This window comes from Thermomicrobiales bacterium (genome assembly GCA_023954495.1).
In the GTDB taxonomy this organism is placed as follows: Bacteria; Chloroflexota; Chloroflexia; order Thermomicrobiales; family CFX8; genus JAMLIA01.
This window is the reverse complement of sequence record JAMLIA010000004.1, coordinates 40886-63206: the sequence shown is the minus strand read 5'-3', so window position 1 is coordinate 63206 and position 22321 is coordinate 40886. Positions and strand designations below refer to the sequence as shown.

Below are 22321 nucleotides of genomic sequence, written 5' to 3'. Positions count from 1 at the left end.
CGAGGAGGAACGGGTGGGGACGGTTGTCGTCATCGGGAGCAGTAACACTGATCTCGTGAGCAGCGCCGAGCGATTGCCGCGTGCCGGCGAGACGGTGCGGGGCGATGCGTTCGCGACGTACCCCGGCGGCAAAGGCGCGAACCAGGCGGTAGCAGCGCGCCGAGCTAGCGCCAACGTCAGGTTTGTTGGCGCAACCGGAGACGATGACTTCGGCAAGGCGCGGCGTCAGGAACTGCGCGACGAAGGCATCGACGTGACGTACCTGGCCGAGCACCAGGGCGCGACGTCCGGGGTGGCGCAGATAATCGTCGATGCGCACGGTGAGAATCAGATCGTCGTCGTACCTGGCGCGAACGATCTCGTCGACCCAGCCTCAGTTATCAAGGCGCTAGAATCAGATTGCTCAGTTATATCGATGGTTCTGGAGATCTCATTCGACGCCGTCTTGGCGGCGCTGAACGCTGAGCATAGCGCCACAAAGGTCGTCAACGCCGCGCCGTTCGATTCGCGGATCATGGCGCATCTCGATCAGGTGGACGTCCTCATCTGCAACGAATCCGAGGCCGCCGCCGTGCTCGGCCGACCGTTCGATGTCAGGGATGAAACCGCAACAAAGCGCGCCGCCGAAGACCTGATCGGGCACGGGCCGACGGCTGCAATCATCACGATCGGCGCGGGCGGGGCAGTTGTTGCCCACGCAGATGGAACGCAGCTGATCAGGGCCCCGAAGGCGAAGGTCGTTGATACGACCGGCGCGGGCGATTGTTTCTGCGGCGTCTTCGCGGCCTGGCTCGCAAGTGGCGCATCGTTGCGTGAGGCGACGGCCGCCGGAGTGGTTGCGGGATCGCTGTCGGTCAGCATCGCTGGCGCGCAACCGTCCATGCCGAACCGCGCGGCGATCGAGTCCGCCATGTCCGACCAGCCACTCGCGTGACAATTCGGCGCTTCGACCTCGACGCACCCGGCTTGTTCTCCGATGCCAAGGATTCTGCCTCGACCCTGGCGGGAGCTGACTGGCTCGACATCACTGACCCAACATCGTCCGAGTTGCACGTGCTGGCGGAGCGCTACCGGCTCCACCCTCTTGCACTTGAAGACATCGAGGTACGGCTGCAGCGCCCAAAAGCGGAGGAATATCCCGGACACCTCTTCGTCGTGCTGTATGCACTTGACGCACAGAGTGACGGTCGCCCGCAGATGCGCGAGCTATCCATCGTTGTGACCAGCGAGACTGTCATCACTCTGCATCACACCAAGCTTCCCCAGATTGATGCTGCCGCGCATCGTTGGGCGGAGCACTGTCAGGGGAATGCGCACGTGTCCCCGGCGATGCTGCTGTACACGATTGCTGACACGGTGGTAGACGGCTACTTCCCGTGCATGGACGTCATTGGCGATCAGATCGAGGATCTCGAAGCGCGAGTATTCGATCACGGCAGTACTGGGACGGTCGAGGAGGTATTCAGGCTGAAGCGCCTGCTTCTTGATGTCCGTCGTGTCGTTGCGCCGACGCGGGACGTGTTCAACGCATTTACCCGGCGCGAGCTGCCGCTTCTCGGCGAAGTGTCCATCGCCTATTTTCAGGACGTTTATGACCACGTCATTCGCGTCACTGAGACGATCGACAACTACCGCGAGATTCTCTCGACGATCATCGATGTCCATCTCACGGTCGTCTCGAACGACCTCAATCAGACTGTGCGAACGCTCACCGTTGCCAGCATCATCCTGATGACATTGGCGCTGATCGCCGGAATCTACGGCATGAATTTCGACACCATGCCGGAGCTGCATTGGCACTACGGCTACTACGCAGTGCTGATCGGCATGGTCGTTCTCACCGTCGTCCTCGCCTGGGCATTTCGGAAGTTGCGCTGGTGGTGACAGCACCCGGCCTAAATGAGTGACGGCCGCGCCGGTTCCTTCGGCATGAAGTACTCCGAGACCGGGAAGTCGTCGAGCCGCTTGCTCGCGCCCGCTCGCAGAAACGAATCAGTCCACCAGAAGATGTTCTCGCGGCGGACGTTCTGGCGCATGCGCCGCATGCGTGTGCGACGCTCCGTCTCGGGCATGACGATCGCCTGATTGATGGCTTCGGCCATGCCCTCGATGTCATTGGGATTCACCATGATGGCCCCGCGATGAAGTTGGGCTGCGCTGCCGGCGAACTCGCTGAGAATGAGTACGCCGTCGCCGTCAACATTGCAGGCGCAATACTCCTTTGACACGAGATTCATGCCGTCCTTGAGCGACGTCACCAGGCAGATGTCTGACATGCGGTAGTAGGCGAGCAGCTCGATGGGTTCCAATGACCGATAGAGATAGTGGATCGGCACCCACCCTGGCTGCGTGAACTCACCGTTGACGTTGCCCACCAGCTGCTCGATCGACTCGCGTTGCGCGCGATATTCGGGAACATCAGTACGGCTGGGGATGACCACCTGAATGAGCGTGATGTTTCCTTGCAGTGCCGGATAGCGTCGCAGCGCGTCCTGGAACGCGACAATCCGCTCGGGGAGTCCCTTGGTGTAGTCGAGTCGGTCGATGCCAAGCACCATCTTGATGTTAGCCAGGCGATGAGACGAACGCTCCATCTCATGAATAACTTCGCTGGAGCGAGCCTGCTCGTCGAACGATGCGTAGTCGATCCCGATTGGGAACGAGCCGACGCGCGTCACGTGGTCGTCGTGCTTCACCGAGAAGGAACCACGAGTTCGGGAGATCTCGATCTCGGGCGTCAGGTTGCGCACGCAGTGAATGAAGTTGCGCGTGTCGCGGGCTGTCTGGAAACCGACGAGGTCAAATTCCAGCAGGGCTCGCAGAATCTGGAATCGCCAGGGCATGCGCAGGAAGATGTCGAGCGGCGGGAATGGAATGTGGAGAAAGAAGCCGGTGCGTCGCCTGACGCCGAGCGCCTTTAATTGCTCGGCAACGTTCATCAGGTGATAATCGTGGATCCAGACATAGTCTTGCGTCTCTGTACTTTCAGCAACCGTGCTGGCGAAGATCCGGTTCGCTGCCAGATAATCGTGCCAGTAATGTGGCTGAAAGTTGCAACGCGACAGCATATCGTGGAACAGCGGCCAGATGACTTCGTTTGCAAATCCCTGGTAGTAGCCTTCGATGATTGAATCCGGCAGATCGACAGCGTTGAGTGTATAGCCTGTGCCGTCTGCCGCATTCGCCAACGCCTCATGAACCTTGGGGTCTGTCTGCGTTCCGGGCCAACCGATCCACATGCCACCACGATTGCGGAGAACTGGCGCGAGCGCCGTGATCAGTCCGCCGGCCCCCGGTTGCACATTCCAGCCACCGTTGTCGTCTGCCGAAAGCACGACGGGAAGACGATTCGATACGACAACGAGCCGCTTCAGGTCGCTTTCGTTATGAGCCTGCGCCATGATGGATCTCCCGTCCTGCCCAATATGTCAGCATGTCGCGGACGGCTTCGCAGCTATCCAGGTGGCCGATCGCCTGCGTTACGGCATTGGCCGGGCCAACCTTGATTCCGATACCTCGGCCGGCGAGAGCTCTGAACGCGTCTTCGTCGGTGTCATCATCACCAATATAGATCGGCAGAATATCGGCGGGTGCGGAATCCAGCATCTCGCTGATGACAGTGCCTTTGGTTCGGCCTTTCGCTCGGAGCTCCAGCCCACCGTTGAAGGGCCGGAAATCGACGAGGTCCGAGTCGCTCAATGTTCGCCACTGCTGTTCCAGTCGCGACACCATGTCGGCGGCCGCTGTGGCATCCAATCCACGCACATGTGCGGCGACGCTCGCGGCTTTGCGCTCCACTCGTTCGGCCGGGAAGATGCGCATTGCCATTTCGCGCGCCGAGTCCAGCAGCAGGCGTTGTTCGGCTGGCAATGGGATGACCTGATAACCGCCGTCAGGCGTTCGGTATTCGTAGCCGTGTGCGCCGGAGATCGTCATTCCCAGCTCGCCAATGAGCGTCATGATCTCGGAGATCGGGCGACCGGACACGATCGCGACGTTCGTTCGCGGCTGGTCGTTGATGGCTCGAATTGCGTCCATCGATCCGGGCAACGGATATGCCTGCATTCGGTCGGAGTGGAACGGAGCCAGTGTGCCGTCAAAATCGAGGAAGAGAGCCACAGACGGAGCACGCACAACGCGATCCCAGAAATCGTTGACACCCCCAATCGATGGAGGTTCGACAACCAGAGGCGCTACGTGTGGTTCCGTCATACCGTGCCTCTCGTTGGCGCGATGCGCTGGGGAAGCGCAATTCGGAGTTGGGTACGCACTGAAGCGTGTCGTCGCAGCCGGTGCCTGCACGGGCAGCGGGCGCGGAACTCTTTGCGGAAGGGGCGGGATTCGAACCCGCGAGGCGAGAGGTCCCGCCTACGCGCTTTCCAGGCGCGCGCACTAGGCCAACTATGCGACCCTTCCCCGAACACAAATCAGCCGCCTGCATGCAGCGCCCAGCTCTATCGTCGCTGTGTGCTGAACGCGAGCGGCTATTGGTCGGTCTGCGGAGAGGGCGGGATTCGAACCCGCGGTGACCTCATCAGCCACACCGATTTTCGAGATCGGCACCTTCAACCACTCGGACACCTCTCCGTGGCGAAGTATACCGGACCCGAATTGGCGCGCCAATGAGCTGCGCGCTGGATACGCGGGCAACGCAAAGGCCCTCGCACAGCGAGGGCCTGCTCAAGTACGCCCGGAGGGATTTGAACCCCCGACCTTTTGGTCCGCAACCAAACGCTCTATCCCCTGAGCTACGGGCGCATATTGATTGTGTCGCTGACGAGCAGCGCGTTGGAAATCATAGCATAGCCATCAGGTGAACTCCACCTGTGCAGAGATCCGCTTCGTCCATTTGTCACGAGCATCAACCGTGCTTGACAAGATCCTCGCGGACGCCGTATCATGCCACGGTACGCGCACTGTAGCGTCTTCGTGCGAAAAGGATTCCCCATTGCCGCGATTGGTCTTGCAGCCGAATTTGCTGAGTGAGCCGACGTCTTCGGACTGTCCGGCCAATCAGTCGTTCGTGCACGAGTCCATTATTCGCGGCGTAGTACTCATTCTTATTACGAATGAGACATAAGGGGGCGCGCGAAATACGCTGACAGGATAGACCGATGAATCGCGAGCCTCCCAATGCGGGAGGCTCGTTTCATTTCTGACGCAGATGGGTATCTGGGGTTTGAAGGGTATGGAGGGCAGGGCATAGATGGTGGCAACAACACCTGAGGAATCCGGCGCAGCGCCGGCAGCATCGCAACCCAGGTCAGTCGCGAAAGCTGCTCCGAGCATCGGCGCGCGAGTTCTGTGCGAGGCGCTTGTTCGAGAGGGCGTTGACACGGTCTTCGGCTACCCCGGCGGCGCAGTCATTCCCTTATACGATGTCCTCCCCGAGTTCCCGTCAATCCACCACGTTCTGGTGCGGCATGAGCAGGGTGCCGGGCACGCTGCTGATGGCTACGCCCGCGTGACTGGCAAGGTCGGTGTTTGTCTGGCGACATCCGGGCCGGGCGCGACGAACCTCGTGACGCCGATTGCCACTGCCATGCTCGACTCGATCCCGATGGTCGCCATCACTGGCCAGGTGGGGCAGCACTTCATCGGCAGCGACGCGTTCCAGGAGATCGACATCACCGGAATTACGCTGCCGATCACGAAGCACAACTTTCTCGTGCGCCACGCCGCCGACATCGGCCCAACGATCCAGAAGGCGTTTCATCTGGCGAAGTCGGGCCGCCCCGGTCCGGTGCTCGTCGACATCCCGAAGGATGTGCTGCTGGCTGCGTCCGAGCTTGGCGCGGCGGAATCGCTCGATCTGGTGGGATATAAGCCGACCTACACGCCGCATCGGCGGCAGATTCGCCTGGCTGCGCAGGAAATTCGCAATGCGCAGAAGCCGTTGATTCTGGCTGGCCACGGTATTCTGCTCTCTGGCGCGATGGATGAGTTGAAGACGCTTGCCGAGAAGGCGCAGATACCGGTCGGCCTGACGCTGCTGGGCATCGGTGGCCTCGATCAGAATCACCCACTATGCCTCGGCATGGTCGGTATGCACGGCTTCGCTCATGCGAACCGCGCGATCTACGAAACTGACGTGCTCATCGGGGTCGGCATGCGATTCGACGATCGTGTCACTGGCCGGGTCAGCGATTTCGCGCCGAACGCACGCGTAGTGCATATCGACATCGACCCGGCGGAGATCGGCAAGAACATCGAAACCACAGTGCCGGTCGTTGGGGATGCACGTCAGGCATTGGCGCTGCTGAATGCCGAGCTTGAAGAGTTGCGTCACGATGAGTGGATTGAGTCCATCGCCGAGTGGCGACGCACTCCACCATATCGCCCGCACGCGAACGACGCGGTGCTCCAGCCGCAGTTCGTGATGGAGCGACTTTGCGAGGCGACTGACGGCAATGCGATCGTCGTCACCGATGTCGGTCAGCACCAGATGTGGGCGGCACAGTACTTCCAATGCAACAAGCCCAACAACTGGGTCACGTCCGGCGGCCTTGGAACCATGGGCTTCGGCGTGCCGGCTGCGCTCGGCGCGGCGCTCGCCAGACCTGATGACGAGGTCTGGGCAGTCGTTGGTGATGGTGGAGTTCAAATGACGTTGTTCGAATTCGCCACGCTCGTTCAGGAGCAGGCGAACGTGAATGTGGTCATCATCAACAACGGCTACCTCGGCATGGTCCGCCAGTGGCAACAGCTGTTCCACGACCGCAACTACTCAGAGACGTTCATCAGCCAGCCCGATTTCCAGATGCTGGCGACCGCATACGGCATGGCCGCGCGGACGGTGACGAGCCGTGATGACGTTGATGTCGCAATTGAGTGGGCCCGTGAGATTGTCGGGCCGACACTGCTCAACTTCGTCGTCGAGCAGGAGATGAACGTCTACCCGATGATTCCGAGTGGTGGGTCGTATGGCGAACTGATCGAGAAGGGTGAGTAAAAGCATGACGCAGCGTTCTCACACATTGGTGGTGCTGGTTGAAGATCACCCAGGCGTGCTGAACCGTGTGATGAGCCTGTTCAGGCAGCGCGGATTCAACGTCAACTCGGTCGCGGTCGGCCACTCTGAAACCACGGGCATGTCTCGTATGACGTTTGTCATCGGTGGCGACGACCGGATGGTTGAGCAGGTGACCAAGCAGCTCTATAAGCTGCTTGAGGTCGTCAAGGTCACTGACGTGACCGGCGAGAACCTGATCCAGCGTGAGCTGGCATTGGTCAAGGTGGCCGCCACCGAGCGCACGCGCGCCGATGTCATGCGCCTGGCCACAGACATCTACCGCGCGCGCTTCGTCGATGCCACCCCGGACACGCTCATCCTTGAGGTGACGGGACCGAGCGACAAGATTGATTCGATGCTCACGATGATTCGGCCGTATGGCATAAAGGAAGTCGCGCGTACGGGCTTGGTGGCTATGGTGCGTGGCACCGGAAACTCGCGCTTGACAGTCGTTCAGGACGCAGTTGCCTGACGTGGCGGTTGAGCCTACAGTACGCGGATACAGGGGCGAAAGAGCGGTTGCGAGTGCACCGCAGTGAACAGGGTTGGGAAGGAACGGGCAGATCGGTGGCGACCATTTATTACGAGGCGGATGCGAACGCAGACGCGCTTCGCGACCGCAAGATCGCGGTCATGGGTTACGGCAGTCAGGGGCACGCGCACGCGCTGAACCTGCATGAGTCCGGTTACGACGTACGCGTCGGCCTGTATGACGGCAGCCGCTCGTGGAAGAAGGCCGAAGAAGACGGCCTCAAGGTCATGTCGGTCGCCGACGCGGCCGCCGAGGCTGATGTCATCATGATCCTGGTACCGGATCATATTCAGAAGAAGCTGTACAACGAAGCCATCGCACCGAACCTCCAGGATGGCAACATGCTGATGTTCGCCCACGGCTTCAACATCCACTTCGGCCACATCTCGCCGCCCGAGAACATCGACGTCGCCATGATCGCGCCAAAGGGTCCTGGACATATCCTGCGCGACACCTATGTCGAAGGCGTCGGCATCCCGGCACTGATCGCCATCCATCAGGATTTCTCGGGAAGTGCCAAGGACGTCGCGCTCGCATACGCGAGCGGCATCGGCAGCACCAAGGCCGGCGTGATCGAGACGACATTCAAGGAAGAGACCGAGACCGATCTCTTCGGCGAGCAGGTTGTTCTCTGCGGTGGCGTGTCTTCGCTGGTGACGACTGCCTTCGAGACGCTCGTAAATGCCGGCTATCAGCCGCAGATCGCCTACTTTGAAGTGCTGCACGAGCTGAAGTTGATCGTCGACCTGATGTATCAGGGCGGCATCAAGTACATGCGCTACTCGGTATCTGACACGGCGGAGTACGGCGACTACGTCTCTGGCCCGCGCGTGATCGACGATCGCGTCCGCGCAACGATGGAGCAGATTCTGGGCGATATCCAGTCGGGTGAATTCGCCAATGAGTGGATTGCCGAGAACGAGGCGGGTCGCGGCAACTTCATGAAGCTGCGCTCCAACGCCACCGGCCATCAGATCGAGCAGGTCGGCGAAGAGCTGCGCGGCATGATGACCTGGCTGCCAAAGAAGACCATTCCGTCCTGATCGATCTTGATCGGCAACTGACGGTTCCAGAGGGCATCCACCCGGATGCCCTCTCTTTGTGTCCCGAGTTCTATACTCGCGCTATGAAACTGACTTGCCACCGCTGCAGATGCGCCATAGAGGAGATGACATGACTCACGGAGATTCGACGCTGCAACGCGTGTTGCCCAACGGACTGACCGCCATTGCACGGCAACAGACGGGCGCGCCGATTGCCTCTCTGTGGGTCTGGTATCGCGTCGGCGGCCGTAACGAGGTTGCCGGAATCACCGGAATCTCGCACTGGCTTGAGCACATGCAGTTCAAGGGAACCGACAAGATCGGGCCGGGTGAGATCTTCCGCACGATCACGGCAAACGGTGGTGCGATCAATGGCTTCACCTGGCTCGATTACACCGCCTATTACGAAACGCTACCGATCGACAAGCTCGATGTTGGGCTGGAGATCGAATCGGACCGCATGGTCAATTCGCGTATCTCGGCGGACGAGGTCGCGAGCGAGCGCACCGTCATCATCTCCGAACGGCAGGGCAACGAGAACAACCCCGGTTTCCTGCTTTCCGAAGAGATTGCCGGTGCAGCATTTCGCGCGCACCCGTACGGCAATGGCGTGATCGGCCACATCTCGGACCTGCAGGCGATCACCCGCGAGGATCTCTACGCACACTATCGACGCTATTACGCGCCGAACAACGCGGTCGTTGTCATCGTTGGCGCGTTGCCTGCTGATGAAGCGCTCGATCGCATTGAGGCGGCGTTTGGCGATATCCCACGGGGCGAAGAAGTCCCGATGGTGCGCACGATCGAGCCGCCACAATACGGCGAGCGGCGGGTGCAGGTGCACCGACCCGCACCGAATCGCGTTGTGCAGATCGTATACCGCGCGCCGGAAGCGGCGCACGTCGATACACCGGCGCTGCTCGTCGCGGAAGCTGTGTTGTCCGGCGGTAAGCCGTTCAGCTTCGGCGGCGGTGCCGCGATGGGGCGGTCGTCGCGACTCTACCGAGCGCTGGTCGCCAAGGGGTTGGCGTCTGGTGCCGGAGCGTCGATGTCGCTCTCGATCGATCCGTACATCTTCGGAGTTTCGGCGACGCTGAGCCCTGATTCCGACGCCGACCAGGTTGAGTCGATCCTCAATGCGGAAGTTCAACGTCTGGTTGACGAGCCGGTCGGCACTACCGAGTTGGAGCGTGTCCGGAAGCAGATCCGGGCGCAGTTCGTCTATTCCCAACAGAGCGCATCCAGCAAGGCGTACCTGCTCGGCGCGCTGGCAGTCGTTGCCCCCGAAATGACGCCGGACGACTTGCTGGATGCGATGCTCGCCGTGACGCCGGAAGAGTTGCAACGCGCAGCTGCGACCTGGCTTGTGCCAAACCATCGGACAACCGGATGGCTCATTCCGAGCGATGCAAGCGGCCAGCCAGCCAGCGCTTCGGTCGGCAGCGCGCCAGCTGGATACGTCCCGGACGCCAATGATCTCGGACTCGACTCGACGATGCCTGCTGCGAGAGAAACGCGCATGCCGAATGGCGTGCGCGTGCTGACGCTGGACGACCAGCCGGCAGAGCAGCCGGTTGTTGCCCGAATCCGCGTGCCCGGCGGTAGCTCCCACGACGGGAGTCAACCCGGGATTGCCCGCTTCGCTGCCGACATGCTCACGCGAGGAAGCGGAGGCAAGACGCTTGATGAACTTGCCGAGGAACTTGACGGCCTGGGAGCATCTGTCTCGGCAGCAGTCGGACGCGAAGCGCTGGATCTCGTGCTGACGTGTCTGCCGGAAGACGTCGAGCGTGTCTTTGAGATCGCTGCCACGACGCTGCTGGACCCACAATTTCCAGACGATCAGGTGTCAATCGTTCGCGGCCAGATCCTATCAGGCCTGCGTCGGTCGCGGAACGACACGCGTGCCGAGGCCGACCATATGCTTCGAGGCGTGCTCTTCCCTGAAGGGCATCCTTACAGAGAGCGTGTTTCCGGATCCGAGGAGTCGGTCGAGGCGATCTCGCGGACAGACCTCGTTGGCTGGCATGCGCGCACGGTTGGCGCTGCCGGAAGTCTGGTCGCAGTCGGAGGTGGCATCAGCCACGATCGGGCTGTGGAGCTCGCGTCGAAGTATCTGGGTGGCTGGTCGGGGCAGTCGTCAATTCAAGAGGGCCCAACAGTAGCAACTCCGGGTCAGCCTTCACGACATAACGCTTCGATTGCCGGCAAGACGCAGGCCGATATTGCGATCGGTCTGCTGTCCATCAATCGCGCTGACCCTGACTATTACGCACTGAACATTGCCAACCTGATCTTCGGACGACTCGGTCTGATGGGGCGGATAGGGGAGTCAGTCCGTGAGCGGCAAGGCATGGCGTATTACGCGTACTCCGGCTTGGAGGCCGGTAGCCTCTCAGGCATATGGAGCGCGCGTGCCGGCGTGAACCCTGCCAACGTTGAACGCGCCATTGAGGCGATTTTAGCCGAGCTGCGCGGCTACCTGTCCGACGGTCCGACAGACCGAGAGATGACTGACGCCGTCTCGTTTGTCACCGGCTCCCTGCCGCTCGGGCTCGAAACGGCCGGAAGTGTCGCGGCGGTGCTTGCTGACATTGGTTTCCACGATCTTGGGCTGGATTATCTGCAACGCTACCGCGCGATTGTGCGTTCTTTGACCGCAGACGACATCGTCCGTGCTGCCCGGCAGCACATCTTGCCAGATGCACTGCAAGTCGTTGTTGTCGGCCCCGAAGAGTAACCGATTGCGTGGTGGCATAATCGATCTGGTCATGAGGCTTAGTGAAACTAAGGGGACATGAGCGAGCAGAGTAGGACGACATACGTAAACTTCTGGGTGTATCAGGTCGATCCGGCCTGGCGAAAGTTGAGCGAAAGCGATCGCAGCACCGCGCGCGATGCGTTTGTTGCGCTGCTTCATGAAGCACCGAGCAAGGGCGTCACGTTGCGCGGTGTGTATTCGACCGTTGGGCTGCGACCGGACAGCGATCTGATTCTGTGGGGCATCAGCGATGATTTCGACGCTCTGCAGTGCTTCTCGATTGCAGTCCGCGATTCGGCGCTCGGTAACTATTTGACGCTCCAGCACTCGTACCCGAGTGTGTCGCTTGGCTCGAAGTACACCAGCGACCATGCCCCGGCGTTCGTGCGTGGTCTTGCGCCGAAGCGCTATCTGTCGATGTATCCGTTCGTCAAGACGCACGAGTGGTACCAGGTGCCGTTTGAGGAGCGACGCTCGGCTATGGCTGAGCATGGTCGGATGGGGCGGGAGTATCCTGACATTCAGACCAACACGGTGTCATCGTTCGGCATCAGCGACTGGGAGTTCGTGGTCGCCTTCGAGGGTGATGACGTCGGCGAGATGGTCCGAATGGTCGAGTATCTCCGCCCGGCAGCGTCACGCCCGTACACCAAGTCCGATACGCCGATCTTCCTCGGTGTCCTCAAGGACCCGCACGAGGCGTTGGCCGACCTGGGCTAGGTGACGATTTGCCCGACAACGAGGAGTTGCGTGTGGGTATCTGGCCAGACGAGGTCCAGTGTGTCGTTACGCTGACGTTCGACGTCGACGCAGAGACACTCTGGGTTTCCGGTGATATGTCCAAGCTTTCGCTCCCTGGCCTGCTATCGCAGGGCACATACGGCGCGAAAGTGGCGGTGCCGCTCATTCTCGAGTTGCTGGAGCACGCGGGCCTGCCGGGCACGTTCTTCGTCCCGGGCTGGACCGCCGAGAACCATCGCGACATCATCGAGCAGGTTCATGCGGCCGGTCACGAGCTGGGTCACCACGGCTGGATCCACGAGCATGCAACCAACCTCTCACTCGAAGACGAGCGCGAGGTGCTCTTGAAAGGCATCAATGCGCTTGAGGCGATCACTGGTGCGCCACCGCGCGGCTATCGATCGCCCGCCTGGGAGTTCTCCGCGAACACGCTGGCGTTGCTTAAGGAATATGGCTTCAGTTACTCATCGAACCTGATGAGCGACTTCCGCCCCTGGGTTCATGAGGAAGCCGATATTGTCGAACTGCCGGTGCAGTGGCTGCTCGACGATGCGCCGTTCTTCCTCTACGGCGGTGGTCGACCACGTCCGATCAGCAGCGCGCAGAACGTCTATCAGGCATGGACCGAAGAGTTCGACGGCATCTACTTGCAAGGCGGACTCTTCAACCTGACGATGCACCCGCAGATCATTGGCCGACCGGGCAGATTACAGATGCTCGGTCGGCTCATCGAGTTTATTCGCGGCTATCCGAATGTCTGGTTTGCCAGTGCTGGCGAAGTTGCGGACTACTGGCGGTCGACGCACGGTTCCGGGGCGTCGGTCGGTCAGTGATACGATTCCGGCAGGCATTTGACTCACCGAGCGACACGGAGTCAGCGTGGTTATAGACGGAATTCAGGATCGCGTCGGGCTCGAAAAGAAGCTGAGCATCGACTCCTATTCAGTCGATCCGACGCGCGCACATATACGGATCATCGATTCGCGTCAGTGCTTGCAGTGCGAACGCCAGCAGTGCATCAACTGCTGCCCGGCTGCATGCTATGCGCCACAGCCCGATGGAACGGTCCTGTTCTCATACGAAGGCTGCGTAGAGTGCGGTACTTGCCGCATTGTCTGTAACGAGTTCGACAATATCGAGTGGACCTACCCGCGCGGTGGGTTTGGGATTCAGTACCGCTTCGGCTAACCGCGCTCGCACGGCAGCCGCGGCGGGAAAAGCCCGGAGAACGGAGCGCATATGTACTGGAGCCGCAAGCACGTCCTGGTTTGCACAGCGCAACACTGCATGCAAAAGGGAGCGATGAACGTCGCAGGGCGACTGCGCATTGAATGCAAACGTCGCGGCCTCGATCATGATGTCATGGTGAACACGTGCGACTCAATCGAACTGTGCGACATCGGACCAAATATAGTCGTCTACCCCGACGGAATCATCTATAGTCACGTCACAACTGCAGATCTGCCCGACATCATCCGCCACCTTGAGGGCGGCGAGGTTGTCGAGCGCCTGGTTCTCTCCCCGGAGACGCCGGAGGAGGCCGCTCGTGAACGCTTCTATCGCGAAGCGACGGCTGATGGGCCGACGATGGTCCGTGTGGACTTCGAAGCGCTGATGGCTACGCACGGGTACGACGAAGCGTGGCTTACGGAGCAGGCCCGTCGTGGGTTCATCGCGCGCAAGGAAGCCGATGGTGTGCCCACGATCACCGTAACGTCGAAGGCTCTGCAGCGCTATCGTATTGAGCTATCACCGCCGGTTGACTGACGTCGGGTAGGTGTTGTTGAGCGATCTGGAACCGCAGCGCGAGCCACCCGTTTCACCTGCTCCGAAAGCGAGCGGTGGCATGCGCTTGCGACGTTGGGCCAGCGACCACCAGAACATCCTCATTCGTATCGGGATCGCGATTGTCGTCGTTTCCGCAATCCTGCTCTTCAACCCGTCGTTCATTGGTTGGGGTGCGGCGGTTACTGCCGCGATCATCGCCGTGCCGATCTCGCGCTTTCGCGCCTATGCCGGTGCGTTCCTTCCGTACGGCGCAGCCTGGTTGATCTTCACCCTCTTGCGGTCGCTCGCCGACGAAACGGGTGTGCAGCTGCGTACGACACAAGTAACCGCAATTGAACGAGCACTCTTTGATGGCCGAATTCCCACGATCTGGTTGCAGGAGCGACTATTCGATCCAGTTCATATCCACTGGTACGACTACGCGACAACGTTCATTCACTGGTCCTATTTCTTCGTGCCGCACGTCGCGGCGATCATCATGTGGCGGAAAGCGCCTGATCACTATCGCCGCTATCTCATCGCCACGGTTATTACACTCGGCATTGGGCTGATGGTCTATTTCCTGTCACCCGCAGCTCCGCCATGGCTGACGGCGGATCGCGCGCCGCAGCAAGACATCTTTCGGGTGATGGCGAACGTCGGTCGACAGATCAACTCGTCGCTTTATGACCGGACCTATAGCGCGCTGGGCGACCCGAATCCGGTCGCAGCAATGCCATCGCTGCATTCGGCGATCACGTTCCTCGTCTTCCTATTCAGCTTGCGCGCGGGCTGGAAGGTATCCGTGCCTATGTTCATCTATTCCATCCTCATGGCCTTCTCACTGGTCTACACTGGTGAGCATTACGTGATCGACACGCTGATCGGCGCGGCGATCGCAACCTACGCGTACGTGTACTCAGGACGCTGGCTGACCGTCACTGCTCCAATTTTCCAGATGGTCAATCGACGAACAGCGCCGCTGATCCCACACGTACCTGTCGGAGCCGAAGGATTGGGACCGAGTCATTGACCGATGATGAGCACCAGGACGATATTGAGCAGGTAGACGGCGAACACACGAATGATCCGGATGACCTCGCCCCGTTTGTCCACCCTGCCGAAGCTGACTTCGCTGCGTTTCTGGACTTCTACCGGATTCGTTGGCAATACGAACCAAAGTCGTTTGCCCTCCGCTGGCGCAATGGGCGGGTCGCCCAGATGTTCACCCCCGACTTCTACCTTCCCGAGCAGGATCTGTTTGTCGAGCTGACCACTATGAAGCAGTCGCTGGTGACGCGGAAGAACCGCAAGATTCGGCGATTGAAGGAACTCTACCCATCGACCAACGTTGTGCTGCTCAACCGCAAGGGTTTTCACGAGCTGCTGGCGCGATTCGGCTACGGTGCGGTCGACATCACGTCGCTGTCAGAAGACGAAATCGAGCGCGTCCTGCTCTCGCAGTCGGAGATACAGCGGCGCGTTCAGGAGCTCGGCGCGCAGATCTCGGCTGACTACGCTGGTGAATCGCTCGTCCTCGTCGGATTGCTGAAAGGTGTGACGTTCTTTCTGGCCGACCTGGCGCGAGCGATCACCCGACCGCTGGTCATCGATTACCTGTCGGTCGCCTTGCCGGACGACTCGCCGGAGGGCATTCACTTCGACCGATCGCTGGACATTGATATTCGCGGGCGACATGTCTTGTTGATCGAAGACATCGTCAACACTGGCTTCACGATGGACTTCGTGTTGGAGTACTTGCGCTCGCAAGAACCGGCCAGCCTCGATGTCTGCGCCTTGCTCGACAAGTCGGAACGACGGATCGTCCCGGTTGATCTACGATATGTGGGATTCGATATTCCCAATGAGTATGTCGTTGGGTACGGACTGGATCACCGCGAGCTGCATCGCAATCTACCATTCATTTGTGTGCTGAGGCGCTCGGCCTACGAGGATGAATCCATTCTCCAGACCAACACGTTCCACACCACAGAACCAGCCGGCAGATGATACGTCGCTTCGTGGTCCTGCTGTGCATCGCCGCAGTCATTGCGGCATGTTCGGCGGGCCGCGATCAGGAACGGCCATCCTCAACACCATCTGCTAGCCCAACTCCCAACGAGATACTCGGTCATCATGTCAACGTACCCGCTGGCCTCATGCTGTCAGTGTTTGCTGAAGGACTGGGCGCGCCGCGTTTCATGGCACTGGACGGTGCCGGAGTTGTGTATGTTGCCGACCGCGCTGGTGGGCGCGTGGTGCGGCTCGTCGATGCGGATTCGGATGGCGTGGCTGATACGCCGGAAGTCGTGCTGAACCGCCTGAATGCGCCGCACAGCATCGCCTTTCATGATGGCTATCTCTATGTGGCCGAAACTGACCAGATCGTCCGAGTCAGCGATGATGACGGCGATGGTCTCTACGAGCAGCCTAAGGTTGTGATTGCCGACTTGCCGACCGGTGGCCACTGGTCGCGCACGATTGTCTTCGGACCGGATGGGATGCTGTACCTGGCCGTTGGTTCGTCTTGCAATGTATGCTGGGAGGACGAGGCGATTCGCGCGACGGTCAGTCGCTACAACGCGGACGGCACTGGCGGTGAGATCGTCGCTGTTGGACTGCGCAATGCAGTTGGCCTGGCGTTTGACGCCGGCGGCCAGCTTTGGGCGACGAACAATGGCCGCGACATGCTGGGTGATGACGTGCCGCCTGAAACACTCAACCTGATAACGGACGGCGCGGATTTCGGCTGGCCGCGTTGTCACGCCGGTGACATCGTCGACCCGGACTTTGGTGGTGATGCGGGCTGCCAGAACGCTGTCCCTCCAGCGGTCGAAATGCAGGCGCATTCGGCCCCGCTCGGACTGACCTTCCTCGATGCACATGCGCTCGACGGGTCTCTTGATGGCGATGCGCTCATTGCGTTCCACGGTTCGTGGAACCGCAGCGAACCGACCGGCTACAAGGTCGTGCGCGTTGTCTTCAAAGATGGATCGCCGACAGGCGAAGTGACCGATCTGGTCAGCGGCTTTCTACTCGATGACGGTGACGCCTGGGGGCGGCCAGTCGATGTACTGCAAATACCGGACGGCAGCGTGCTGATCTCCGACGATTCGGGTGGCCGCATCTTCCGCCTCAGCGTCGCTGGCGAATAGCTGCGTTTACGCGGTGGCGGGCTCAGCGATCTCAAGACGCGTCGCGCCGGCAGACCGTGCGTAGACGGCGAGCGACACAGTGACGACTGCGCCAATTGCACCGAACACGAACCATGGCAGCGATGGGCGACTGAGGTCGCCGGCAAGATCGTAGAGCCAGCCGCCAAGCAGTTGCCCAACCGATCCGCCAATGGCGATTGAAAGCGCCGCGAAGCCAAAGTAGCTGGCCAGCATACCGTCACCACCCTTGGCGGCGATGCCGGCGACGCTCGTGTTGACGACTGGCTCAACCAACACCCGCGAGACGGCGATCAGCGCGACGCTTGCGATGACCATCGGGAACCCTGCGCCGAGCCCAATCCCGCAGAGCGCAACACCAAGAACCGCCACTCCCGTGACGATGATCTGTAGCGAGCCGAGGCGCTTCGACGCCAGCTTGATCAGCGGGAATTGCAGGCTGATCGCGACGAGCGAATTGACCAGATAGATGATCCCGAGCTTGCTCGTCGATCCAGTCAGGCGCTGCGTTTCGAGTGGGACGGTGATGTAGAGCTGGGTATTCAGCAAGTAGTAACCACTCATGATCGCACAGAAGATGACGAATGTGCGGTCAGCAGCCACCACGCCGATCGTCTTGACGAGACCCGGTGGCCGAACGACGCCGACTCGTGACCTGTTGCCGGAAGGAATGAGCAACAGCGTGCTCACCGCTCCGAAGACGTACATGACCGACGCGGCAAGACAGACCGCCGAAAAGCTGGTCTTGATGAGCAATGAGCCGATGACCGGGCCGAGCGCCAGGCCGACATTCGACGCCAGCGACCACATCGCGAATCCTTGCGTGCGGTTCTCGGGCGGCACCAGCGTCGCCATCAGCGCCCGCGCGCTCACCTCGAAGAATGCGCCACCCAACGCTGCAATGAACGAAGCGACCAGCAAGCGCGGCAGGTCGCTAGCCACGACGAACATGACAAACCCGGTTGAGCGGATCATCATGCCAATTGCCAGCACTGGTCGATACCCAACGCGCTCGGCGAGCGTGCCGGTAACGAGCATCAACCCCTGCTGGGAAAACTGACGTACAGCGAGCGCCAGACCAACCATCGCTGCGGTGAATCCGAGCGACTCGGTGTAGTAGACCGAGACGAGGGGAATGAGCATGAAGAAGCCGAGGCTCATCGCGAACGCGGTCAGGAGCATCGACCAGATCGCAACCGGAAGTCTGAACAGGATGCGTTGTCCGACGTGCTCGAGTTCTATCTCGCTCGCGAGCCGCATGAGAACGCTCCATGTCGATGTCCATCTCGGCCCGCCCCCGCCAAGCCGTCCGCGATTGTACTAGACGGGTCGAGGCGGCAGATCAGGCGACCAGGTCGCGCCCGTCCTCATACTGCTTGAATTCTCCGGTCGATACGATTTCCTCCAGATGGCGAACGGTCTCCCAGACATCGACAAATGACGTGTACAGTGGGATGGGCGCGAGGCGAATCACATTCGGTGGCCGGAAGTCGGGTGTAACGCCGCGTGCTTTCAGCGCCTTGATGATCTTCGTCGCTTCAGGATGCTCGAGCGCAACGTGTCCGCCCCGTCCCATTGACGGGTCTGGCGTGCCGATGGCGTACCCGGTCGCTTCTCCGAGCATGCCGCGTGATCGCATCAGGTCCATCAGATACCCGGTGAGTGCCAGTGACTTCGTTCGGATGCGCTCGATACCCGCTTCGTTGTGAATGTCGAGTGCACCGATCAGCGGAGCCGCGCTGAGTACGCCGATGGTGCTGATCTGCCAGCCGGCCGCACCGTCAGCCGCTTCGAAGTCGAAGAGCATGTCGAACTGGCGCTGACGCTGGTAGCCCCACCAGCCAGGCAGGGCGGGCAGTCGATCGAAGTGACGCTGATTGACGTAGAGCGAACCGACACTTCCAGGGCCAGCATTCAGATATTTATAGTTGCACCACATGGCGAAATCGACGCCCCAGGCTGAGAGCTTGTGCGGGACGATGCCGGCTGAATGGGCGCAGTCCCAGCCCAGTGGAATGCCGCGCTCGCGCGCTGCTGCAGTCACGCGTTCCATGTCGAGTAGCTGCCCGCTGCGATACAGGACGCTGGGCAGCAGAGCCAGCGCGACGTCCGGCTGCAGGGCCGCGATGACGTCGTCTTCGTCGATCGTCCGACCGTCGCGACTGGGAACCAGGGCGAGGTCTGCCTGCTCATCGCCGCCGTGCAGGCGAATGTGGGCTTGCAGGGCATAAATATCCGACGGGAAGTCGAGCGAGGTCGCGACGATCTTGCGGCGTTCATGTGTGGGTTGATAGAAGCTCGCGACGAGCGCATGGATGTTGTTTGTGATTGACCCGGTCACAACGATCTCGTCCGGTTCAGCGCCGAACATGGCTGCCTGGCGGCGTCCGAGCTCTTCGCCGAGTGTCAGCCACGGCGGTTGGGCCGACATCCAGCCATTGATTCCGAGTGTCTTCCATTCGTCGAGCGCATTGATTACAGCTGCTTCCGCGTCGCGTGACAACAAGCCGAGCGAATTGCCGTCCATGTAGATCTGGCCGGGCTGGACGTAGAATCGCTCGCGAAATGCGGCGAGGGGATCGTGCTCGTCAAGAGCTTCGGCGTGGCTTCGATCGCGTGTGTCGTTCACTCAATCCTCCGCAGGTTATCTGAAACTTGCTGTCTCGCCGTATCTGGCTGCGTCATCGGAGCACGCGGAGCCAGCCGTCAGCGAACTGAATCCAGTCTTCGCCGGTCACTGCTTCGCGGTTTGAGTCAGTGCGGCAATCATAAGCGAGCGCATCGCTGACGGTCTCGCTGCCGCGATCCGTCCTGATCGTGATCGCGTAGCCACGTCCGGCGATGCCGCGGATGAACGTGTACGCTCGCTCGACTGGTTCGGTGTTGGAGACGACATAGTCGTCGGCGCGTGGTAGCGGCTCGTAAGTGGCGTATTCATCATCCTGCACGGATGGCTGAGCTGTGCCATTCATCAAGTGTGTGATGACATCGGCGAGCAGCGTTCCGCCGACCTGCGCCAGATTGGCATCCAGTTCGTTCTCACGGATTCCAGGCTGATACGTGAGGGGCTGCTGGGCGTAGATTGCACCAGCATCGAACTCGCCGGTGAGGGCATGTATCGATACTGCAGCATTGCCATCGCCTCGACGAAAGGTCCAGAACAACGGATCTGGGCCGCGCCCGACCGGGAGGGGGCTGGGATGGACGTTCAGGCCGCCGAAGCGTGCGAGCCTCACCGTTCGGTGAGGGATACGATGTGGGAAACAGGCGACAGCGATCACGTCCGGTTCGAGCGACCTAATAAGCTGCAATGTGCTTGCTGATCCAGGCTTGTCGATCCAGAACGTTCGGACCGACGGGATTGGCTCGGTGGTACCAACAGTTGGTATTGATGTCAGCGGTCGCACGCGTTCGATCGGCGCGTCGATCCCTGGCGGCCCGGAGGTCAGAAGCGCAATTGGCGCTATTCCTGCAGCCACGCTGGCTGCCAGAACCCCGTGCGTGAACACGCAGTGCATGCCGAACATAATCATTCGCGGAGCGTGAGCAAGATCATCATTGAGTGATAGAGTTAGCGATGATGCGGACTGGTCGCAGCCGCGATTCGATGATTGCGGTATCCCGAGCTGGCTTGGAGGAACAGATGCCTCGAATGGTGATGTGTGTGAAGCTTGGTCGAGAGCTTCCGGGTCTTGAGGCCCCACCATTTCCCGGCCCGCTGGGGTTGCGAATCTTTGAGAACGTGTCAGAAGAGGCATATCGTCTCTGGACCCAGCACGCGACGATCATGATCAATCATTATGGCTTGTACCCTGCCGATCCTGATACCCGCAAGCTGCTGCGCAAGGAGATGGAAGAGTTCTTCTTCGGTGCCGATGCGCAGTTGCCAGACGGCTGGGTCGCACCGGGCGCTGGTGCACCGGCCAAGGGCGGCGCACCCCGCAAGAAATAGCAGCCAGCCTCACCTCCTCGCCGCTGGCGAGGACATCGACACGACTGCGTCAATCTGTATCCGCAGGCGCTCGTGCGCTTCGCGCAGCGTTGCCTCAACGGCTGCCGGTGACTCTCCCTTTGCAAAGATGAATCCCAGATAGCTTGCGCCCTCCGGTAATGGCTCAATCGGGTAGTTTAGCGGAGCCGTGATTTCTATGCCGGTGACGCCGGGTATCGCTGTTGCGGCATCGACGTCGTCGACCGCGCGCAGCACGCCCTTCGCCGGAATCGGGATCATCATGACGCCGACAGCCCCTCCGACCCGGTCCATCGACGGAATAGTCATTCCAACGGCATGACGCAGGATGATCTCTTCCAGGCTCATGCCCGCGCCGAACGACAGAATGGTCGAACACAGTCCGCCGATCGATCGACCGGCGATCTCGACGAGCCATGCGCCAACCTCATTGATACGCAGCTCAGCGTGGATCGGGCCGTGGCGCAGGCCGAGCGCAGCAGCAGCCGCAACCGTCTCACTGCGGATAAGCGCTTGCTCGCTTGCCGATAGCCGGGAGGGTGTGACGTAGATCGTCTCTTCGAAGAATGGACCGACCAGCGGATCGGGCTTGTCGAAGAGCGCGAGGACGTGCAATTCACCGTCGGTAATCAGACCCTCGAGCGCGACTTCAACGCCAGGGATGTACTCCTCGATCAGTACCTCAATTTCCTCGTCGTCCCCGGTGTCGTCGGCGGTGATCGCAATCGTCCGCGCAAACGCCTTAGCCAGCTCGTCCGGGTTATCTGCTCGAATGACGCCACGGCTACCTGATAGACGGAGCGGCTTGATAACGCACGGAAAGGGCACAGAATCGGCGATCACGTACGGATCAGTGTCTGCCGAGAATACCCGGTACCACGGACACTTCACGCCGGCGGCGGCGAGCATGTCGCGCATCACGAGCTTGTCGCGAGCTGCAATGGCCGCCTGTGGCGAATTGTGCGAGAAGCCGAGCTCGCGCGCACCCAGCGCTGCGAGCTCCGTTGCGGCGTCGTCGACCGACAGCAGCGCATCGACATGCTTTTCGCGAGCGAGCCGAACGACATCCGGGAACGCTTGCTCGATGTTGGCGAAGCTGACTGCCAGTTCCGCATGCCAGTACTCGCGCAGCGCCTGGGGCATGTCAACGACGGAGATCACGTCAATGCCAAGGGTTTCGGCTGCGGACAGGAACGCTCCCGCGCGATATGTCTTGGGTGACATCAGCAACATGACGCGAGGAGTCTCGTGTGTTGGAGTTGACATTGCCTGCCTGTTCTTCGGATCACAACGAATCGTTGCACCACACTGAGTTTACCGCC

The 22321-nt window shown here is 60.6% G+C and carries 20 protein-coding genes and 3 tRNA genes; 14 read left to right on the top strand and 9 right to left on the bottom strand.

Annotation, left to right across the window (positions count from 1 at the left end):
* The first annotated feature begins 13 nt into the window (after positions 1-13).
* Positions 14-934 (top strand): ribokinase, encoded by a 921-nt coding sequence (locus M9890_01500; protein ID MCO5175635.1) that lies wholly within the window; start codon positions 14-16, stop codon positions 932-934.
* Complete coding sequence (corA, locus tag M9890_01495) at positions 931-1884, top strand: magnesium/cobalt transporter CorA (protein MCO5175634.1); 954 nt, start codon at positions 931-933, stop codon at positions 1882-1884. The genes M9890_01500 and corA overlap by 4 nt, the downstream gene beginning before the upstream one ends.
* A gap of 11 nt (positions 1885-1895) precedes the next feature.
* On the opposite strand, the gene M9890_01490 is transcribed toward corA, so the two are convergent.
* The 5 genes from M9890_01490 to M9890_01470 all read right to left on the bottom strand — a co-directional run bounded on the left by M9890_01490 (position 1896) and on the right by M9890_01470 (position 4758).
* Complete coding sequence (locus M9890_01490) at positions 1896-3401, bottom strand: trehalose-6-phosphate synthase (protein MCO5175633.1); 1506 nt, start codon at positions 3399-3401, stop codon at positions 1896-1898.
* Positions 3385-4212, bottom strand: coding sequence for a trehalose-phosphatase (otsB, locus tag M9890_01485; protein ID MCO5175632.1), 828 nt, complete (start codon positions 4210-4212; stop codon positions 3385-3387). The genes M9890_01490 and otsB overlap by 17 nt, the downstream gene beginning before the upstream one ends.
* Before the next feature lie 114 nt (positions 4213-4326).
* Positions 4327-4416, bottom strand: a tRNA-Ser gene (locus M9890_01480).
* An 83-nt stretch (positions 4417-4499) separates the two neighbouring features.
* Positions 4500-4587, bottom strand: a tRNA-Ser gene (locus M9890_01475).
* Between the two features lie 98 nt (positions 4588-4685).
* Positions 4686-4758 (bottom strand) — tRNA-Arg (locus M9890_01470).
* 448 nt (positions 4759-5206) lie between these two features.
* Between M9890_01470 and ilvB the strand changes: the two genes are divergently transcribed.
* From ilvB to M9890_01415, 11 genes are all read left to right on the top strand, one after another.
* Complete coding sequence (ilvB, locus tag M9890_01465; GenBank protein ID MCO5175631.1) at positions 5207-6952, top strand: biosynthetic-type acetolactate synthase large subunit; 1746 nt, start codon at positions 5207-5209, stop codon at positions 6950-6952.
* 4 nt (positions 6953-6956) lie between these two features.
* The gene (ilvN, locus tag M9890_01460) at positions 6957-7484 is read left to right on the top strand and encodes an acetolactate synthase small subunit (GenBank protein MCO5175630.1); all 528 of its coding nucleotides are present in this window, start codon (positions 6957-6959) and stop codon (positions 7482-7484) included.
* 95 nt (positions 7485-7579) lie between these two features.
* A complete protein-coding gene (gene ilvC, locus M9890_01455; GenBank protein ID MCO5175629.1) occupies positions 7580-8587 on the top strand; it encodes a ketol-acid reductoisomerase in 1008 nt (335 codons plus the stop codon).
* A 130-nt stretch (positions 8588-8717) separates the two neighbouring features.
* The gene (locus tag M9890_01450) at positions 8718-11327 is read left to right on the top strand and encodes an insulinase family protein (protein MCO5175628.1); all 2610 of its coding nucleotides are present in this window, start codon (positions 8718-8720) and stop codon (positions 11325-11327) included.
* Positions 11328-11384: 57 nt separating this feature from the next.
* Complete coding sequence (locus M9890_01445) at positions 11385-12068, top strand: chlorite dismutase family protein (GenBank protein ID MCO5175627.1); 684 nt, start codon at positions 11385-11387, stop codon at positions 12066-12068.
* 32 nt (positions 12069-12100) lie between these two features.
* Positions 12101-12922: a polysaccharide deacetylase gene (locus M9890_01440; GenBank protein MCO5175626.1), complete on the top strand. Its 822-nt coding sequence runs from the start codon at positions 12101-12103 to the stop codon at positions 12920-12922.
* Positions 12923-12968: 46 nt separating this feature from the next.
* Entirely contained in the window at positions 12969-13277 is a 309-nt protein-coding gene (locus tag M9890_01435; protein ID MCO5175625.1) for a ferredoxin family protein, read from the top strand.
* Positions 13278-13454: 177 nt separating this feature from the next.
* Positions 13455-13856: a (2Fe-2S) ferredoxin domain-containing protein gene (locus tag M9890_01430; GenBank protein ID MCO5175624.1), complete on the top strand. Its 402-nt coding sequence runs from the start codon at positions 13455-13457 to the stop codon at positions 13854-13856.
* A 16-nt stretch (positions 13857-13872) separates the two neighbouring features.
* The gene (locus M9890_01425) at positions 13873-14889 is read left to right on the top strand and encodes a phosphatase PAP2 family protein (protein ID MCO5175623.1); all 1017 of its coding nucleotides are present in this window, start codon (positions 13873-13875) and stop codon (positions 14887-14889) included.
* Positions 14886-15866 (top strand): hypoxanthine phosphoribosyltransferase, encoded by a 981-nt coding sequence (gene hpt, locus M9890_01420; GenBank protein MCO5175622.1) that lies wholly within the window; start codon positions 14886-14888, stop codon positions 15864-15866. The genes M9890_01425 and hpt overlap by 4 nt, the downstream gene beginning before the upstream one ends.
* 149 nt (positions 15867-16015) lie before the next feature.
* On the top strand, positions 16016-17011 hold the full coding sequence (locus tag M9890_01415; protein MCO5175621.1) for a PQQ-dependent sugar dehydrogenase: 996 nt from the start codon (positions 16016-16018) through the stop codon (positions 17009-17011).
* Between the two features lie 6 nt (positions 17012-17017).
* Here M9890_01415 and M9890_01410 read toward each other — a convergent pair whose 3' ends face one another.
* From M9890_01410 to M9890_01400, 3 genes are all read right to left on the bottom strand, one after another.
* Positions 17018-18289 carry an MFS transporter gene (locus M9890_01410; protein ID MCO5175620.1) on the bottom strand — a complete coding sequence of 424 codons (1272 nt, stop codon included), beginning with the start codon at positions 18287-18289 and terminating at the stop codon, positions 17018-17020.
* 82 nt (positions 18290-18371) lie between these two features.
* A complete protein-coding gene (gene kynU, locus M9890_01405; GenBank protein MCO5175619.1) occupies positions 18372-19658 on the bottom strand; it encodes a kynureninase in 1287 nt (428 codons plus the stop codon).
* Between the two features lie 52 nt (positions 19659-19710).
* A complete protein-coding gene (locus M9890_01400) occupies positions 19711-20547 on the bottom strand; it encodes a hypothetical protein (GenBank protein ID MCO5175618.1) in 837 nt (278 codons plus the stop codon).
* 140 nt (positions 20548-20687) lie between these two features.
* Between M9890_01400 and M9890_01395 the strand changes: the two genes are divergently transcribed.
* A complete protein-coding gene (locus M9890_01395) occupies positions 20688-20981 on the top strand; it encodes an oxidative damage protection protein (protein MCO5175617.1) in 294 nt (97 codons plus the stop codon).
* A 9-nt stretch (positions 20982-20990) separates the two neighbouring features.
* Here M9890_01395 and M9890_01390 read toward each other — a convergent pair whose 3' ends face one another.
* Positions 20991-22223: an ATP-grasp domain-containing protein gene (locus M9890_01390; GenBank protein MCO5175616.1), complete on the bottom strand. Its 1233-nt coding sequence runs from the start codon at positions 22221-22223 to the stop codon at positions 20991-20993.
* Positions 22224-22321 lie beyond the last annotated feature (98 nt).